Annotated in this window: 14 protein-coding genes; 6 read left to right on the top strand and 8 right to left on the bottom strand. The window is 68.7% G+C overall.

What is annotated here, in order from left to right; genetic code table 11:
• Window positions 1-20: 20 nt before the first annotated feature.
• Entirely contained in the window at window positions 21-1,730 is a 1,710-nt protein-coding gene (locus L0M17_RS03870; protein ID WP_241051410.1) for a putative PEP-binding protein, read from the bottom strand.
• Between the two features lie 175 nt (window positions 1,731-1,905).
• Here L0M17_RS03870 and L0M17_RS03875 point away from each other — a divergent pair, with 175 nt between their 5' ends.
• Genes L0M17_RS03875 through L0M17_RS03885 form a run of 3 tightly spaced genes read left to right on the top strand, consistent with a single transcriptional unit; the run spans window position 1,906 to window position 5,983 of the window.
• Window positions 1,906-2,766, top strand: coding sequence for a TetR/AcrR family transcriptional regulator (locus tag L0M17_RS03875; protein ID WP_255731716.1), 861 nt, complete (start codon window positions 1,906-1,908; stop codon window positions 2,764-2,766).
• A gap of 17 nt (window positions 2,767-2,783) precedes the next feature.
• Window positions 2,784-4,814 carry a PTS mannitol transporter subunit IICBA gene (locus L0M17_RS03880; protein WP_241051419.1) on the top strand — a complete coding sequence of 677 codons (2,031 nt, stop codon included), beginning with the start codon at window positions 2,784-2,786 and terminating at the stop codon, window positions 4,812-4,814.
• Window positions 4,811-5,983 carry a mannitol-1-phosphate 5-dehydrogenase gene (locus tag L0M17_RS03885; RefSeq protein ID WP_241051421.1) on the top strand — a complete coding sequence of 391 codons (1,173 nt, stop codon included), beginning with the start codon at window positions 4,811-4,813 and terminating at the stop codon, window positions 5,981-5,983. The genes L0M17_RS03880 and L0M17_RS03885 overlap by 4 nt, the downstream gene beginning before the upstream one ends.
• A 274-nt stretch (window positions 5,984-6,257) precedes the next feature.
• On the opposite strand, the gene L0M17_RS03890 is transcribed toward L0M17_RS03885, so the two are convergent.
• From L0M17_RS03890 to L0M17_RS03910, 5 genes are all read right to left on the bottom strand, one after another.
• The gene (locus L0M17_RS03890; protein WP_241051422.1) at window positions 6,258-7,970 is read right to left on the bottom strand and encodes a phospholipase C; all 1,713 of its coding nucleotides are present in this window, start codon (window positions 7,968-7,970) and stop codon (window positions 6,258-6,260) included.
• Between the two features lie 100 nt (window positions 7,971-8,070).
• Window positions 8,071-8,715: a TetR/AcrR family transcriptional regulator gene (locus L0M17_RS03895; protein ID WP_241051423.1), complete on the bottom strand. Its 645-nt coding sequence runs from the start codon at window positions 8,713-8,715 to the stop codon at window positions 8,071-8,073.
• Window positions 8,716-8,725: 10 nt separating this feature from the next.
• Window positions 8,726-9,991 carry a phenylacetate--CoA ligase PaaK gene (paaK, locus tag L0M17_RS03900; RefSeq protein ID WP_255732462.1) on the bottom strand — a complete coding sequence of 422 codons (1,266 nt, stop codon included), beginning with the start codon at window positions 9,989-9,991 and terminating at the stop codon, window positions 8,726-8,728.
• A gap of 141 nt (window positions 9,992-10,132) precedes the next feature.
• The gene (locus L0M17_RS03905) at window positions 10,133-10,774 is read right to left on the bottom strand and encodes a hotdog fold thioesterase (RefSeq protein ID WP_241051425.1); all 642 of its coding nucleotides are present in this window, start codon (window positions 10,772-10,774) and stop codon (window positions 10,133-10,135) included.
• Window positions 10,775-10,915: 141 nt separating this feature from the next.
• A complete protein-coding gene (locus L0M17_RS03910; protein WP_241051426.1) occupies window positions 10,916-12,322 on the bottom strand; it encodes an MFS transporter in 1,407 nt (468 codons plus the stop codon).
• Window positions 12,323-12,419: 97 nt separating this feature from the next.
• Between L0M17_RS03910 and L0M17_RS03915 the strand changes: the two genes are divergently transcribed.
• Entirely contained in the window at window positions 12,420-13,013 is a 594-nt protein-coding gene (locus L0M17_RS03915; protein ID WP_241051427.1) for a TetR/AcrR family transcriptional regulator, read from the top strand.
• Window positions 13,014-13,016: 3 nt separating this feature from the next.
• Here L0M17_RS03915 and L0M17_RS03920 read toward each other — a convergent pair whose 3' ends face one another.
• Window positions 13,017-15,215: a S9 family peptidase gene (locus L0M17_RS03920; protein WP_241051428.1), complete on the bottom strand. Its 2,199-nt coding sequence runs from the start codon at window positions 15,213-15,215 to the stop codon at window positions 13,017-13,019.
• 99 nt (window positions 15,216-15,314) lie between these two features.
• Window positions 15,315-16,364 carry an LCP family protein gene (locus tag L0M17_RS03925; RefSeq protein ID WP_241051429.1) on the bottom strand — a complete coding sequence of 350 codons (1,050 nt, stop codon included), beginning with the start codon at window positions 16,362-16,364 and terminating at the stop codon, window positions 15,315-15,317.
• Window positions 16,365-16,456: 92 nt separating this feature from the next.
• On the opposite strand from L0M17_RS03925, the gene L0M17_RS03930 reads away from it, so the two are divergent.
• Complete coding sequence (locus tag L0M17_RS03930; protein WP_241051430.1) at window positions 16,457-16,765, top strand: PqqD family protein; 309 nt, start codon at window positions 16,457-16,459, stop codon at window positions 16,763-16,765.
• Entirely contained in the window at window positions 16,762-18,003 is a 1,242-nt protein-coding gene (locus tag L0M17_RS03935; RefSeq protein WP_241051431.1) for a hypothetical protein, read from the top strand. The genes L0M17_RS03930 and L0M17_RS03935 overlap by 4 nt, the downstream gene beginning before the upstream one ends.
• Window positions 18,004-18,046: the final 43 nt, after the last annotated feature.

An 18,046-nucleotide genomic window follows, 5' to 3' on the forward strand; every position in this document is an offset into this window, starting at 1 on the left:
CTTCTCCTTCTGGGTGTGGGTCAGAGGCCGAGGTCGGCCAGGGCGGGGAGGTGGGTGCGGACGGCGGTGCGGGCGGCGTCGGCGGTGGGGGCGGCGAGGGCGAGGGCGGCGAGGTGCTGGGCCTGGGGGAGGGTGGTGGTGGCCAGGACGTGGGCGACGGCGGGGATGGCGCGGGGGGTCATGGACAGGGTGGTGACGCCGAGGCCGGCCAGGACGACGGCGAGGGCGGGGTCGGCGGCGGACTCGCCGCAGACTCCGACGGGCTTGGGGGTGCCGGTGGCGGCGGCTGCGGCGGCGGCGCCGTCGGTGGTGGCCTTGACCAGGTGCAGGACGGCGGGCTGCCAGGGGTCGTTCAGGGCTGCGAGGGGGCCGAGCATGCGGTCGGCGGCCATGGCGTACTGGGTGAGGTCGTTGGTGCCCAGGGAGGCGAAGTCGGCGTGGGCCAGGACGTGGCCGGCGGTCAGGGCCGCGGAGGGGACCTCGACCATGACCCCGGCGACCGGGAGGCCGGCGGCGTGGGCCAGGGCGGTGAACGCGGCGGCCTCCTCGGGGGTGGAGACCATGGGGGCCATGACCCACACGTCGGCCTCGTGGGCGGCGGCGGCGTCGGCGATGGCGGCGAGCTGGCGGGCCAGGACCCCGGGGGAGGCGGCGTCGGTGCGGTAGCCGCGGACCCCGAGGGCGGGGTTGGGCTCGTCGGTGTTGGTCAGGAAGGGCAGGGGCTTGTCGGCGCCGGCGTCGAGGGTGCGGATGACGACCTTCTTGGAGGCGAAGTGGGCGAACACGGCCCCGTAGGCGGCGACCTGCTCGGCGTGGGTGGGCTCGGTGTCGCGGTCGAGGAAGGCGAACTCGGTGCGCAGCAGCCCGACCCCCTCGGCGCCGGCGGCGGCGGCCCTGGCGGCGTCGGGGCCGGTGGCGACGTTGGCCAGCAGGGGCACGGGGTGCCCGTCGGCCAGGCGCCCGTGCCCGTCGAAGGAGGCCAGGGCCGAGGCCCGGGCGGCCCAGGCCGCGGCGGCGGCCCGCTCGGGCTCCCCGGGGCCGGGCACGACCTGCCCGGCGGCGGCGTCGACGTAGACCAGCGTCCCGTCCGGGATGGCCTGGACGCCGGGGGCGGCGACGACGGCGGGCAGGCCCAGGGCCCGGGCCAGGATCGCGGTGTGGGACTGGGGCCCGCCCCCGGAGGTGACGAGGGCCAGGACCTTGGCCGGGTCCAGGGTCGCGGCGTCGGCCGGGGCCAGGTCCTCGGCGGCCAGGACGAACGGGGCCGGGGAGTCCGGGATCCCCGGGGCGGGGGCGCCGGTGAGCTCGGCGACGATCCGGGCCCGGACGTCCAGGACGTCCGCGGCGCGCTCGGCCATGTACCCGCCCAGGGACTTCAGCTTCTCCGCGACCGCGGCCCCGGACTCCCACACCGCCCGCTCGGCGGAGCGGGGCCCGCCGGCCGCGTCCGGGCCCAGCAGCTTCACGGCGCCCTTGACCAGCATCGGGTCCGCGGCCATCAGCGCGGTGGCCTCCAGCACGGCCTTCGCGTCCCCCGAGGCCGCCCCGGCCCTGGCCTTCAGCGAGGCCTGGACCGCCTTGGACGCGGCCCGGATCCGCTCGGCCTCGGCCTCCGCGGACACCCCCGCCGGGGCCCCCGCCGAAGGCTCCCGCACCGGGGCCGGCATCTGCCGCACCGGCCCCACCACACGCCCCGGCGTCACACCAACACCGTGAAACTGCTGGCTCATTGGGATCCTCTCGGTCCGGGCTCGCGGCCCTCGGCGGTTTAGCTCAGCGTTACGTTAGTCCCTATAGCGTTGCTATACAAGCGGGTTTCGTGATCCTCACCACAAGACTTTGTTCTGTGATGCAGTTCACTCTCGTCTCTTGTATAGCGTTGCTATATCGGTTACGCTAGCGGCCATGCGTGACACGGAGGTGGGCGTCGCCGGCGACGCCCAAGACGGAGAGCCCGCCAAGGCTTCTCCTCGTGAGCGGTTGATCTCAGCCGCCATGGAACTGCTTGCAGCATCGAGCGGCAAGCCGGTGTCTACCCGCCAAATCACGGATCTCGCCGGGGTGACAGCACCCACGCTGTACCACCACTTCGGCGACAAGGATGGGCTCATGGAAGCCGTCGTGGCCAGAGGCTTCGAGGAGTTCGTCCAACGTGAGGGAACGATCGAGCGTTCGGCGAGTCCGATCCTCGATGTGCAACGACTGTGGGACATCCACGTCCACTTCGGGCTGTCCCACGGCCAGCTGTACACCCTCATGTTCGGCAACGCGGGGCCTGGCAAGCGCCCAGTCCTCGTCGAGGAGGCAGAGCACCTCCTCGAACGGGAACTGGCGCGTGCGGCAGGCGCGGGGCAACTCGCCGTTCCGCCCGCTCAGGCGGCGCGGGCCGTCCTGGCCGCCAACATCGGGGTCACCCTCATGCTGTTGGCGGATGAGCAAGACGAACCTCTTACGGGTGGCGATATCGCGATCCTGCCGCTCTCCGCGCAGACGCGTGACGCCGTCCTCCGCTCCGTCGTCTCGGACCCGTCGTTTGTCGACGAGCCCGAGCGGGGAGCGATTTCTGGGGGCCAGCCGTCCTATGTCGCGGCTGCGATCGCCCTCAACGCGACGCTAGAGTCCTCGCACCCGGAGCAGCTCTCCGGGACCGAGATGCGGCTCTTCCTCGAATGGCTCCACCGCCTCTCCAACGCTCCGGAGAACGGCAGGGACCGCGGGGACGGCCAACCTCCCACTACTTCCGGCGGCCCGCAGGCTGCCTCCTGAAACGAAAGCAGGGAACCATGTCGACCACCGCAGCGCCCTCTCGGGGCCACGCCGCGCGGGCCGGGGTGCAGAAATTCGGCGCCTTCCTCTCCGGCATGATCATGCCGAACATCGGGGCCTTCATTGCCTGGGGCCTCATCACGGCACTCTTCATTCAGACGGGCTGGCTTCCGGTTGGCCAGCTGGGCGGCTTCGGCACGAATCCGGCCACTCACCAGACGTGGACGGGCCTCGTCAGCCCGATGATCACGTACCTCCTCCCGCTGCTCATCGGCTACACGGGCGGAAAGATGGTCTACGACGTCCGCGGCGGCGTGGTTGGCGCGATCGCCACGATGGGCGTCGTCGTCGGCACGGACATCCCGATGTTCATCGGCGCGATGATCATGGGTCCTCTGGGCGGCTGGACCATGAAGAAGATCGACTCGATCTGGGACGGGAAGATCCGCCCTGGCTTCGAGATGCTCGTCAACAACTTCTCGGCAGGCATCTGGGGCGCAATCCTCGCGCTCTTCGGCTTCTTCGCCATTGACCCGGTCGTCACGACCTTCAGTGCCGCCGCGGGCACCGCGGTGCAGTTCATGGTCAGCAACGGGATCCTCCCGCTCACGTCCATCTTCATCGAGCCGGCGAAGGTCCTGTTCCTCAACAACGCCGTCAACCACGGCATCCTCACGCCGCTCGGCATCCAGCAGTCCGCCGCCCAGGGCAAGTCGATCCTGTTCCTGCTCGAGGCGAACCCCGGTCCGGGCCTCGGCGTCCTGCTTGCCTACATGTTCTTCGGCAAGGGTGCAGCGAAGGCCTCCGCTCCGGGCGCCGCGCTGATCCAGTTCATCGGCGGCATCCACGAGATCTACTTCCCCTACATCCTCATGCGCCCGCTCCTCATCCTCGCCACGATCGGCGGCGGCATGACGGGCATCGCAACGCTCGTCGTCACCCACGCGGGTCTCGTCGCGCCTGCAGCGCCAGGCTCGATCATCGCGGTGCTGGCCCAGACGGCGCGCGACAGCTACTTCGGCGTCGTCCTCTCGGTGATTCTCGCGTGTGCAGTCTCGTTTGCGATCGCCTCGATCATCCTGAGGGCGTCCAGGAACAGGGAGGAAGGCGACCTCGCGGCCGCCACCGCGAGCATGGAGGGCATGAAGGGCCGCAAGTCGATGGCCTCCACTCTGCTCGCCGGCAGTGCCGCTGGTGCCGCTGGCGGTGGGGTCGCCACCGCGACGCAGATCAAGAACATCGTCTTCGCGTGCGACGCCGGCATGGGCTCGAGCGCGATGGGCGCCTCGGTCCTGCGGAACAAGATCAAGGCTGCGGGGCACAAGGACGTCAAGGTCACAAACCAGTCGATCGCGAACCTCACTGACACCTACGACATGGTGGTGGTCCATCAGGACCTCGCGCTCCGGGCGGAGCAGAAGACCCCGAGCGCTCAGATGGTGACGGTCGACAACTTCATGGGCAGCCCGAAGTACGACGAGATCGTCGCGCTGCTGGACGAGCTGTCCGCGAACGAGCCTTTCCCGTTCGAGGGAGTCGCTGGGAAGACGGAGCCGGCCTCCGAAGCCGAGGCGGCGTCGTCGCACGTTCCCGTTCCTCACGTCCATGCCGAGTCCCAGCAGGTCCTTCGGCCGGAATCGATCGTCCTCGCGGGCGCGAGCGTGGACATGGCCGGGGCCATTGAGGAGGCAGGTCGCCTGCTCAAGGAGGCGGGCGCGGTCGACGACGAGTACGTCGCCTCGATGCACGAGCGCGAGCGCTCGGTCTCGACGTTCATGGGCAACGGCCTCGCCATCCCGCACGGCACGAACGAGGCCAAGGGCCACATCGCGTCCTCGGCAGTGACGTTCGTCCGCTACGACCAGCCGATCGACTGGCAGGGCAAGCCGGTGACCTTCGTCGTCGGCATCGCCGGCAAGGACAAGGAGCACCTCGGGATCCTCGCGAAGATCGCGAAGGTCTTCGGTGACCGCGAGCAGGTGGCCCGTCTGGAGAAGGCAGAGACCGTCAACGAGGTGCTCGACATCTTCGGAAAGGTGAATGCATGAAGTCGGCCGTCCACTTCGGCGCAGGGAACATCGGCCGCGGCTTCGTAGGCCTCCTGCTCCATGAGGCAGGCTACGATCTCGTCTTCGCGGACGTCGCGGCGCCGCTCATCGACGCTCTCAAGGCCACCCCGTCGTACACCGTGCACGAGGTGGGGGAGGGCGGCCGCGACCACGTGGTCGACCGCTACACCGCCGTCAACTCGGGCACGGCCGAGGCCGAGCTCGTCGAGCGGATCGCCCGCGCCGACATCGTGACGACCGCGGTGGGTCCGAACATCCTCAAGTTCGTGGCCCCCACGATCGCCCGGGGCATCGCGGCGCGGCCCGCGGACGCACCTCGGCTCGCGGTCATGGCGTGCGAGAACGCGATCAACGCGACGGACCTCCTCGAGGAGGGGGTCCGCGCGGCGGCCCAGGCCGAAGGGCTCTCGGACGCGGACATTGATGGCAAGGCACTCTTCGCCAATACCGCGGTGGACCGGATCGTCCCGGCCCAGGCTCCCGGGGGAGGCCTCGACGTCCGCGTCGAGCCGTACTTCGAATGGGCCATCGAGCGCGGACCGTTCGGCGGGGAACTCCCCGAAATTCCAGGTGTCACGTGGGTGGACTCGCTCGGGCCATACATCGAGCGCAAGCTCTTCACGGTCAACACCGGGCACGCCTCGGCCGCGTACTTCGGCCGGGCGGCTGGCAAGGAGAAGATCGCGGACGCGATCGCCGATCCCGCCATCCGCGCGAAGGTCGAGGCGGTGCTCGACGAGACGAAGTCGCTTCTCGTTGCGAAGTACGGCTTCGCACCCGAGGAGCAGGAGGCGTACATCCGCAAGATCCTCGGCCGTTTCGCGAACGCCGAACTCCCGGACACCGTGGATCGCGTGGGCCGCGCGCCGCTTCGCAAGCTGAGCCGTCACGAGCGGTTCGTTGGACCCGCGGCGGAGCTCGCGGAACGGGGACTTCCCGCCGACGGCCTGCTCGAGGCAATGAGTGCGGCTCTCCGCTTCGACGCTGCGGACGACGACGAGGCGCAGCGCCTCCAAGCCGTCCTCGCCGGCGACGCGAGTGACGCGGACGTCGCCGAGGAGCTCTCGGGGCTGGAACCGGGGCACCCGCTGCACGACGCCGTCGTCCGCCTTGTCGGCAAGGCGCGGGCCGCGCACACGGCCTCCTAGCGGACGCCGGATAGCGAGAGGGCCGCCTTCCCCGGATTGCCGGGGGAGGCGGCCCTCTTCTCTAACCAGTTCTCTTTCCCTTTGCTTCCGTCCGTCTCCTCATCGAGCCGGACAGAATAAAACCTGCATCGCGCCGTTGAGATGCAGGTCACGTTTTTGAGTGTAGGCAGGTGCTCACAGGGAATCAAAGTCGAAGCAAACCATCGATGCCAATTTGAAACATATGGGCCCCCGTCGCTTCCCAAGGTAGCGACGGGGGCCCAAGTCGATGTGGCTAGCTGCAGGATCCACCCTGGCCAAGGTGCTGCCCGCTGTTCCCAGAGCAGTACGCGGCCTGCACGACCTGCCCGTTGGCCGGGTTGAGGATCAGGCCGTCGCGGCGAGGCTCGGCGTTGAAGTTGAACATGTTCCCGAGCGAGCCGGCGAGCTGGTCGAACGAGCCGTCGCCGAGTCGACCGAGGCTCCAGTTGTCCTCGATGAATCGAAGAATGGAGGACTGCTGGGTCTGCGTGTGGTCAACGAAGTTGCTCTTCGCGTAGGGCGAGATCACGAGCATCGGAAGGCGCTGGCCGGGGCCGCAGCGGTCCTGGTAGCCGCCGAGCGTCGGCGTCCCGGACTTCGCGGCGTTCTGGCACCACGCGGCGTCGTTCGCAGGGTCGTTCGAGGCGTTGGTGACCGGCGTTGAGGCGTGGTCGTACCAGCCGTCGGAGTCGTCGTACGCGAGGACGATCGCGGTCGAATCCCAGTTCTTGGACTTCTGGATCGCGTTGATCTCGTTCACCACGAACTGCTGCTCGTCGATCGGATCGGAGTACGACGCGTGGCCGTCCTGGTACTCCGGCGCCTTGAGGAACGAGACGGCCGGCATGTTGTCCGTGTTGACGACCTTGTCGAAGTCCGTCGTGTCGTACTGGTGGTTCGCCTGGCCGTTGTGGCCGATCTCAGCGTCGGAGGCCGGTGCGAGGTGATGCGGGTTGGCAGTCGACGCGTAGTACTGGAACGGATTGTGGTGCGGGCTGTAGTCCCGCGAGGACGTGCCGGCCACGTTCGTGTGCGTCACGGAGCACTGCGCGTACGAGGTGCCGCTGATCGTCTTGGTGCCCTGGGTGGCGAAGCCGCCCTGGAACCAGCCCCACGAGACGCCCTTCGCGTTGAGCATGTCGCCCACGTTCTTGCCCTGCATCGAAGCGAGCGCGTTGGGCGAGCCGTTGCGGCTGTTGTCCGAGCAGTCGTCGTAGGCCGGGTCGGGATCTCCCGTGACCGTTCCGACGCCCTGAGCGTTCGGGGACTTCACCGTGTACGAGTCCGGGGCCGAGGTCTGCTTGCCCGTGAGCGCGTCGATGCTCGTGACGCCGTGCGTCTGGCCCGAGACGAGGTTGAGCGCCCCGGGGGTCGAAGGGCCGAACTCGTCGTCGTAGCTGTTGTCGCTCATGGCGAAGTGCTGCGCGTAGTTCCACATGCCCGTGACGGTGTTGCCGTCGTAGTAGCCCATCGTGAGGCCGGCCGTGCCGTACTGGGGGGCGGAGCAAGAGTCGGTGCTCGTGTACTGGACGAACTTGTTGAGCAGGCCGCCGTTGTAGGCCTTCTGCTCGGGCGTGTACGCGTGGTCCTGATCGCAGGTCACGGCCTGGCTCGGCGTGAGGCGCATCGGCTGCACCGAGTTGGGGTTGTTCGGGGCGAGCAGGTTCGCGCCCGCGAGCGTGTTGATCTTCTTCGGCGTGTTGGGCGCGGCCGTGAACGACGACGCCGGGGCGCCGGATCCCTGGATCGTCTCGCCTGCCGTGTTGGCGGCGTTCGGGTAGGTCGCGAAGTAGTGGTCGAACGAGACGTTCTCGCCGAAGATGACGACAACGTGCTTGATCGGGGTGGTCGTGGTGTTGGTTGTGGCCGCCTGCGCGGGCAGGGCCGCTGCGATGGCTCCGCCCGACGCGGCGGCGAGCGCCAGCGCGCTCGTCACAGCGGCGGTGCGCATGCTGAACTTCGGCATCTGGAATGGTCCTTCAGGTCTAATGGAGAGGGTCCCCGCAAAGACCCTAGACCTGTGAAAAGGCTGTGATGCCCGAGTTCTGAATCAGTTCAACAAGAATTCATGAGCTGGCCCGGAGGCCGTTGAAAAGCACGGCGACCACGTCGTCCGCGAGCTTCTCCGACGTGAGCGCTCCGCCCGGACGGTACCACTCGACGATCGAGTTGATGGTGCCGAACAGGAGGCGCGAGACCGTGCGTGGATCGATGTCCCTCCGCACGGTTCCCTCCTCGCGCGCTTCCTCGATGAGCTCGGCGACCTTCCGGTCGAAGCCCCGCCGCCGCTCGAGCGCGCGCCGCTCGGTCTCCGTGTTGCCGCGGAGGCGGAGCAGGAGCGTGACGAACGGCAGCCTCTCGGTGAGGACCCGCACCGTTGAGCGGACCACGAACTCGAGCCGGTGCTCCGCGCTGCCCTCCTTGGTCTCGGGCGCCTCCCACACCGACTCGAGGCCGCCGAGAGCCTGCTCGAGGGCGAGCGCGAGCAGGTCTTCCTTCGACGGAACGTGGTGGTAGATGGCCGACTTCGAGATGCCGAGGTTCTCCGCGAGGATGCCCATCGACGTCGCGTCGTAGCCGTGCCGGTTGAACACTTCGACGGCGACGTTCAGCACTGACTGCTGGTCATAGCCCGGGCGCCCCCTCCGCCCGGAGGGCGCGGATCCTGAGGCCTCGGGGCCTGGGGGCTTTGTTGCAGCGGCGGAAGGCATGGGTTCGAGTCTATGCCCGGTTGCGCAGGTCGTAGATGCGGCGCAGCTTGCCGTTGGAGCGCTCGAGCGAGCCGGGTTCGACGACGTCGATGCGGCACGAGGAGCCGATGTGGATCTTGATCTGCTGGCGAAGTGAGACGGCAGCGGAGGCGCGCTGCTCCGGCGTCGTGCCCTCGCGGGGCTCGATCTTGACGGTGAGCTCGTCCATCCGGTGCGGGCGCGTGATCTCGAGCTGGAAGTGCGGGCTCAGCTCCGGGATCCGCAGGGCGATCTCCTCGATCTGGGACGGGAACAGGTTCACGCCGCGCAGGATGATCATGTCGTCGCTGCGGCCGGAGATGCGCCCCATGCGGCGGTGGCCCGGGCGGGTGCTGCCGGGCTGGAGCGTGGTGAGGTCCTTCGTCCGGTAGCGGATGATCGGCAGGGCCTGCTTCGTCAGGGACGTGAAGACGAGTTCGCCCGTCTCGCCGTCGGCCTTGGTCTGCGTCAGGTCGAACGGGTCGACGATCTCGGGGCGGAAGTGGTCCTCCCAGATGTGGCTCCCGTCCTGGGTCTCGACCGACTCGCCGGCGACACCCGGCCCCATGACCTCGGAGAGGCCGTAGATGTCGCACGCCTTGATGCCGAACATCTCCTCGAGCTCGTGCCGCATCTCCTGCGTCCACGGCTCCGCCCCGAGCACCGCGTACTTGAGCGAGGTGGCGCGGGGATCGAGGCCCTTGTGGATCATCGCGTCGCCGATGGTCAACAGGTAGGTCGGCGTGCACAGGATCGCGTCGGGGGCGAAGTCGCCGATGAGCTGGATCTGCTTCTCGGTCTGGCCCCCGGACATCGGGATGACAGTGGCGCCAAGCTTCTCGGCCCCGCCGTGCGCGCCGAGTCCGCCGGTGAAGAGCCCGTAGCCGTAGGCGTTGTGCACCTTCATCCCGGGCCGCACCCCCGAGGCGCGGAGGCAGCGGGCCACGAGGGTGGCCCAGTTGTCGAGGTCCTGCTTGGTGTAGCCGACGACGGTCGGCCGGCCCGTGGTGCCCGAGCTGGCGTGGATGCGGGCGACCTGGTCCATCGGGACGGCGAACATGCCGAACGGATACTCCTGGCGCAGGTCCTCCTTCGTGGTGAAGGGGAACTTCGCGAGATCCCCGAGCTCGGTGAGGTCGCTCGGGTGGACCCCAGCTTCATCGAACTTGCGCTGGTAGAGCGGCACACGGCTGTACGCGTAGGCCAGCGTCTCCTGGAGGCGCGTGAGCTGGAGGGCCTCGATCTGGTCCCGGGACATCGTCTCCTCGGCATCGAGGATCGCGGGACCGGAGGCTGAGGTGCGGGGGGACTCGGGGGCGGCGGTCTGGGTCACGGTTTCTCTCTCCGTAGTGGCCAGGGGGTGGGCGATGGGCGGCAGGGGTCGAGTGGGCTTGGGCTGTCAGCGCTGGGGGATCGTGCGCGAGCGGCCGCGGAATTCGGCGATGAGGCGCCCGGGTGCGCCGAACGACGACGGGTCCTCGGGTGACGCTGGGTCGCCAGACGGCGCTGGGTCGCCAGACGGCGCTGGGTCGCCAGGCGACGCCGGGTCCCCGGACGATGCCGGGAGCTGGGGCGAGGCGAAGACCTGGACGTCGTAGAGCCCGCTTCGGCCTGCTTGGGCGCGGCGGGCCGCGACTGCGGTGATGCGCTCGCCGACGTGGGCCGGAGCGAGGAAGTTGACGTCGACGCCGGCCGCGACCGTGATCGTTCCGGCTTGGTCTTCATCCGGGGTGTGGGGGTTGCAGGCAAGAGCGAAGGCGGAATCGGCGATGGCGAAGATCATCCCGCCGTGGGCGATCCCGAATCCGTTGAGCATCTCGCGCCGAAGCGTGGCGGCAACGGTCGCGCTGCCATCGCCGAGGGCGAGCACTTTCAGGCCCATCCATTGGGTTGCGTAGTCGTCGGTAAGGATCGGGTGGGCTACTGCCTCCGGATCGGCCAGTTCTTCCCGGTGGGCCGGTCCTTCCCGATCGGCCAGTCCTTCCCGATCGCCCAGCGCACCGGGGTTCAGATGGGTCTTGGCAGGAGCAGCGTCGCTCATAGGAGTACCTCGCAATTTTTTACCGAATGTTCATTAGGTAATCCCATGCGCGAGGATGTGTCAAGACACACAGAAAGGCAGCAGCCCGGCGAAGCTGTGCTCCACCGGGCTGCTGCACGGCCCTCAGACTTCCCTCTGCCCTCAGGCCTCCCGCTGCCGCCTCATCGCGGGTCCCATGACGGCGGCCAGCGCAAGGGCGGAGAGGATGGTGGCCGCCCAGAACCCTGCGCGGCCGCCGATCGTGAAGTCGCCCGGCACGGCGAACGCCGCGAAAGTCGAGGCGACGATTGCGAGCCCGACGGCGCCCCCGAGCTGCTGCATCGTCTGGAAGAGCCCGGACGCGGCCCCGGCGTGCTCGGGTTCGACGTTGCGCAGTGCGAGGGTCGTGAGCGGCATGAAGGTCATGCCCGCCGAGATGCCCGTGGCCACAAGGGCCGCCGCGACCAGCGCGAAGTTGGTCTGCGGGTTGAGCTGCGTGAGCGGCAGGAAGGCGATGACCCGCAGGGCCGCGCCGACGATGACAAGGCGGGCGGCGCCCACCCTCTCGACGAGTCGGGGGATGATCCGCGACATCGCGAAGATGCTCAGGGGCATCGGCAGGAACGCGAGCCCGGTCACGAGCGGCGTGAAGTGCAGCTGGTCCTCGAGGTACTGGACCATGAGGAAGAACATCGCGAGCATGCCGCCGTAGGTGGCCGCCATCGCGGCCAGCGCGCCGACGCGGCTCGGGCTGCGCAGGAGCTGCGGCCGGAGCAGGGGGTGGGCCACGCGGCGTTCGGTGAAGGCGAGGAGGGCGATGAGGGCTGCGCCGATCGCGAGGCTCCCTATGGTGCGCGTGCTGAACCAGCCGTAGTCCGGCGCCTGGATGAGGGCCCAGACGATCGCGACGGCGCCTCCAGTTGCGGCGACCGCACCGACGACGTCGAAGCGACCGGGTCTGCGCGGGGTCTCGCCGACGAGGCGTGGCACTGCGACGAGCACGAGAAGGCCGATCGGCACGTTGATGAAGAGGGTCCATCGCCAATTGGCCGTGTCGGTGAGCACGCCACCGAGGATGAGCCCGATGGCGCCGCCCATCGAAGCGATCGCCGAGAAGAGGGCGAGCGCGCGGTTGCGCGAGCCCTCATCCGGAGCGTTCGTCGTGATGAGCGCGAGCACGCTGGGGGCGGCGAAGGCGGCGCCGAGACCTTGGAAGGCCCTCGCGACGACAAGGAGGGTGGGCGAGGTGGCCAGGCCGCCAAGGAGTGAGAAGGCGGTGAAAGCGGCGACGCCGATGAGGAACGTGCGACGCCGGCCGACCACGTCGCCGATCCTTCCGCCGAGGAGCAGGAGGCCCCCGAAGGCGACTGCGTAGCCGTTGAGGACCCAGCTGAGGTCGGAACGGGAGAAGTGGAGATCGGTGGCGATGTGGGGGAGGGCGACGTTCACGACAGTGGCGTCCAGGACGAGCATGAGCTGGGCGAGCATGACCAGCCAGAGGCCGGTGTTGCCGCCGCGGCGGGATGATGTGACCGAATTGGGTGTACGTGTGGCAGTGACGGATGACATGAGGGGATGTCCTATTCGGAGTACACTAAGTGGAGAGAAGCTCCGATTAGAACTATACGGAGAGTCTCTCCGTTTGGCAACCGTCCGAGAGGGAGTAGTGGTTTCTGTGCGTGCTGACGCCCGCCGCAACCGCGATCGAATCGTCGAAGTCGCTCGCGACATCTTCCGTGCGAAGGGCTACGACGCCGTCTCGATGGACGAGGTCGCAAAGGCGGCCGGAGTCGGCGCGGGGACGCTCTACCGCCATTTCCCGACCAAGGAGGACCTCTACGACGCGGTCCTCGAGGCATGGGCTGAGCGCGTGAACGGCGCCGTCGAACGGGCCCTCTCGCTCGACGCGCCGTCCCGGGAACGCCTCATGGCGTGGCTGACTGATTTTGCGGCCATGCTCACTGAGCACAAGGGGGCGGCAGCGCGGATCACCGCCGCGTTGGGCGATCCCGGCTCGCCGTTCGCTGCCAAGTGCCAGAGGTACCTCGGAGCCAATGGGCGGATCATCGAGGGCCTAGGGCCGGCACTGCGTCCCGGGGTCGAGCCCCTGCAGATCAGCCGGCTGGTGGGTGGCGTCGCCGCAGTGGCGGACACCAGCGAGATGTCGCCCGACGCTTTGGTTGCGATGCTCGAGATCGTGGCCGACGGGCTGCTTGCGCGGGAGGGCGCCACGCCGCCCTCGGTGAGCGCATCGCGCTGATGCCTACGCGATCGGCTCCCGCGCACCGAGCGCGTCCGCAATGAACGCGTAGTCCCACGCCCGGTCCTTCCACTCCTCATATCGGCCCGAGGCCCCACCGTGGCCTGCGACCATCTCCGTCTTGAGCACGATCGGCTGCCCGCTGGTCGAGGCATCCCGGAGCGCTTGGACCCACTTCGCGGGCTCGACGTACAGCACGCGGGTGTCGTTGAAAGAGGTCACTGCCGCGACTCGGGGGTAGGCGGCCGGACGCACGTTCTCATACGGCGTGTACGACTTCATATACGCGTACACCTCCGGATCCTCGATGGGGTTGCCCCATTCCTCCCACTCCAGGGCCGAGAGGGGCAGCTCGGGGTCGAGGATGGTCGTGAGGGCGTCGACGAACGGCACCTCCGCAACGGCTACCGCAAACTTCTCGGGAGCGAGGTTGAGCACGGCGCCGATCAGCAGCCCGCCCGCGGACCCGCCCATGCAGCCGATCCGCGCCGGGTCCGCCCAGCCCGAGGAGACGACCCAGTCGGTGGCCGCGACGAAGTCGCCGAAGGTGTTCTTCTTGCGCAGCTTCTTGCCGTCCTCGTACCACCGGCGTCCGAGTTCGCCGCCGCCGCGGATGTGGGCGATCACGAAGACGATCCCGCGGTCGAGCAGGCTCAGCCGCGCGATCCCGAAAGCCGGATCCATGCTGACCTCGTAGGAGCCGTAGCCGTAGACGAGCGCGGGGTTCGTCCCGCCAGGGCGGACCGACGCACGCCGCAGGACCGACAGCGGGACCTGGGTGCCGTCGTCGGCCGTTGCCCACGCGCGCTCGGCCACATAGTCGCTGGGGTCGTAGCCCCCGAGCACCGGGGTCACCTTCCGCAGGAGCAACTCCCCGGTCGCGAGGACGTAGTCGTAGATTCGCGGAGGGGTGAAAAACGAGGTGTACCGCACCCGCACGAGCGGCGCGCGGTAGTCCGAGGCGCTTGCCCCGGCAGTGTACAGCTCCTCGCCGAAGGCAGGCTCCGCGAACGACGGCGCCTGCCCGCCTTCGCGCGATCCCTCGACGTGGGCGAAGACATCGTCGAGCGTTGCGAAGCGGACGGTTTCGATGGTGTCGCGCCTCAGGGAGAGGAGGAGATGGGTCGAGGTCACGTCCGCGCCCTCGATCTTCACGGCGTCGTCGTGCTCGACGACGGTGCGCCACTCCTGCTCGGCGAACGGCTTCGCGAACTCCTCGAGGGGCGCGAGCGAGACCATGTTGTTGAAGGCTGTGTTCTTGGAGGCCCTGCCCTGCCCGTTGTGCACGAGCAGGGCGTAGACCGCGCCGTCGTGCTCGAAGATCTCTGCGCTGTGGAGGATCCGCTCGCTCCGGGGGACGAGGACCGTGAGCGTGGCTGCCGGATCAGCGAGGTCGAGGTAGCGAGTCTCGCTGTACTCCGAGTTCCCGATGCTCACGAGGAGCCAGCGGCGATCGGACGAGAGGTCGATCGACGTCCACTGCGTGACGTCGTCCTCCTCGTACAGGACCTCGTCCTGCTCGGCTGGTGTGCCCAGCGTGTGGACGCGGATCTGGAAGGGCCTCCACGATTCGTCCGCGACGACGTAGAAGAGCCGGCGTCCGTCGGGCGAGAATTCGAGGCCATAGAAGACCCGCTCGATCGTTTCGGGGAGGTGCTCGCCCGTCCGCAGGTCCTTGATCCTCAGCGTGAACGTCTCATCGCCCGAGTTGTCCACGGCGTACGCATAGAGATGCCCGTCGCGTGTGAGCGCCGCGCCGCCGAGGGCGAAGAAGGGGTGCCCCTCGGCCTCGGCGTTGCCGTCCAGAAGGACCTGCTCGCCGTCGAGGGGGACGCCGGCGACGACGGCGGGCGGCGTCCAGGCTTCGAGCTCGCCGCCGTCTTCGCTCGCCGCCACGCGGCAGTACACCGGGTACTGCCTTCCCTCGACGGTGCGCGAGTAGTACCACCACTCGTCGAGCCTGCTCGGCACGGAGAGGTCGGTCTCCTGGGTGCGGCGCTTGATCTCGTCGAAGATCGCGTCCCGCAAGGGCTGCTGGTCCGCCGTGACGCTCTCGGTGTACGCGTTCTCAGCCTCGAGATGGGCGACGACGTCCGGGTTCTCCTTGTCGCGCAGCCATTCATAGGGGTCGACGAACACGTCACCGTGACGCTCGCGCTGGGAAGGGACCTTGCGGGCGATGGGCGGGACCTCAACACTCATGAAGCCAACCCTAGCTACTGGGGTCACTCCTACCGTTCACCACTGAGAGACGGCTGGCGTACCACTGATTTTTGGATCGCCACCACTTAGTTCCGTTCCTTACTTCCCGTTCGCCAGATTGTTGGCGACAACGTATTTCGGGACCGTCCCTTGGGCCATGGCATCCGCAAGACCGGTCGTCGCGGCCTGGTTCAGGATCACGATCGACTGCCCGTCGGTCGACCAGCCCGTCCCGCCCGTCGGAAGCGTGAACGTGGCGATGTCCTTGGGGCGCACGTTGACGAGTTCGAGTCCGAGCGATGCGACGGCCGAGGCGGTGAGGCCCGAATCGACCGTGAGGTACGGGGAGAAGCCGTTGACCGCGTTCGCGAGAGTGACCGGATTCGCGAGGGTCTGGGGAGTCGCGATCTTGGACACGAGGGCCTTCATGAAGGCCTGCTGGTCGCGCACGCGCTGGTAGTCCCCATCGGCGAAGGCGTAGCGCTCGCGGACGAACGCGAGCGCCTGTTCCCCGTTCATCGTCTGGGGGCCGGCGTTGAAGTGGATGTCCGAGGTCTGGCTCGCGGTGAAGGCCTTCTGGACGTCGACGGTGACCCCGCCGACGGCGTCGGTGAGGCCCTTGAACCCCTCGAAGTCCACGAAGGCGACGTGGTCCAGGCGCTGCCCGAGCAAGGCCTCGACGGTCTGGACCATGAGCGGGACCCCGCCGAAGGCGAGTGCCGCGTTGATCTTGGCCGAGCCGTGGTCCGGAATGGGGACCCACAGGTCTCGCATGATCGAGATGACGTAGACCTGCTGCCGGTCCTCCGGGATATGGACGAGCATCATGGTGTCCGAGCGCTGATTCGATGGCGCCCCGGACTCCGCGGTCGCGCTGGTCGCCCCTCGGCTGTCGGAGCCGACGAGCAGGATGTTCACGGGCCTCTTGCCGTCTGGCCCCGGATGTGGCTCCGCGGGGCGGGATGATTCTTGGGGGAACGCGTTCGGAAGCTTCTTGGTGTTGGTGTCGAAGCTCTGGGAGAGGCTCCCGAGGTAGATGATTGCGGCCACCGCCGCGAGCACGACGACGAGCAGCGCACCCAGCAAGACGAACGCGGCCGTCCGCTTCCTCTTCCTTCTCGAACGGGTCGCCGGGGAGGGGGCGGTCATGATGCCTCACTTTTCGTGGCTGGGCGGCGGACGAGATCAGTCTGCCCCTGAGGGCTGTCTGGGGGCCTTTCGAGGGCTTTGACGGAAGGGAAATGATGCCGATCTGGCGCAGAAGTGGCTTGGTTGCCGAGGTCCTCGGTGACGGGGGCGAATCAGTCGCGCTGCTCAATCTCCGCGCGAACCGACCCATCGTCCTGAAGGGTTCGGCGATGGTCATCTGGTCCCTCGTTGACGGAGTCCGCACCGACGGGGACATACTCGCCGAACTGCGTGACGAGTATGGGACGGAGGCGCCACCCGATCTCGAGGCACAGCTCGCCGCCTTCCTCGGCCAGCTCGCGGAGCAGGGGCTCGTGGAAGCGGTGCCCGCCGAAACCGTGGAACCGGAGGCGGCCCGGTGAGGCTCCGGATCCTGGGCGCGGCCCTCTCGGTTGTCTTCGACTCAGGCGTGAGTGCGGATGAGCGGGACGAGCTGCGGCGGGCCTGGTCGAGGTGCCTCGAGGAGGGGGAGGAACAGGCGAGCTACGACAGCGCGGTTCAAAACAGCGCGCTTCGAAACAGCGCGCTTCGAAACAGCGTGCTTCGAAACAGCGCGGTGCAAGGCGGCAGTCCCCGAACCTTCCGCGCGCGGATCCTGGCGGGACCCGCCGTCGTGCCCGTCTCGGGTGCTACCTTCGAGGGCTTCGCCGCGGACCTCACGAGCGCCCTGACCTTGGCTGCGATCGAGCAGCGCAGTGGCCAGCTGCTCATGCTGCATGCCTCGGGCCTTTCGGATCCGGGCACGGGCCGCACCGCCGCGCTCGTGGGGCCGTCCGGAATCGGGAAGACGACGGCGACGCGGGTGCTCGCCCGCGGTCTGGGCTATGTGAGCGACGAGACGGTCGGCGTCGAACTGTCCGGCGCCGTCGTCCCGTACCCGAAGCCGCTCTCGGTCATCGTCGACGAGCCGCCCGCCCCGAAACGGCAGCTTGGCCCCGATGCGCTAGGGCTGGGCGACACCCCCGCTCAGGGGAGCCTCGGCGCCCTCGTCCTGCTGGAACGTGAGCGCGCACCGGCCCGGGCCGGACGGCCTGCGGAAGTGCGCCGGCCTGCGGAAGTGCGCCGGCCTGCGGAAGTGCGGCCGCTCAGCCATGCCGAAGCGATCGTGGGCCTCGCGCCGCACACGTCGTCTCTCGGAAAGCTGCGCCACCCACTCCAGCGGCTTTGCCGGCTCCTCGACTCGTGCGGCGGCGCCGTGAGCGCGGTCTACGGCGAGGCGGAGGAGCTCGCGGCCCTCATCCCGAGCCTCCTCGCTCGTCCGGCCGTCTCAGGCGGGTGGGCTCCCGCCGTCGTCCCCAGCCCCCAAGCGGACGACGGCGACCTGCCGACCGGCCGCCTGAATCGGGGCGACGTCGTCGACGCCGTCGAGGTCACAGTCCCGGGCGGGGGAGGGACGGAGTTGCTCGTCATGGTCGGGCAGCGGGTCCTGCGGCTCGGCGGCATCGCCCCGGCCCTCTGGCGCGCCCTGCGCTCGCCGGCCCGGTTCGAAGACCTCCCAACGAGAATTGCCCCGGAAGTGGGACTGCCTGCCGGCTACGAGGAGGCGCTCTCGGACGCGGTCGAGCTCCTAGGGGACTACGGGGTGCTCACACGGAGCTGAGACAGGCCCGGGTTTAGATGAACCTTGTGCAAAATTCATTCCA

This window comes from Sinomonas terrae (genome assembly GCF_022539255.1).
GTDB lineage: Bacteria > Actinomycetota > Actinomycetes > Actinomycetales > Micrococcaceae > Sinomonas > Sinomonas terrae.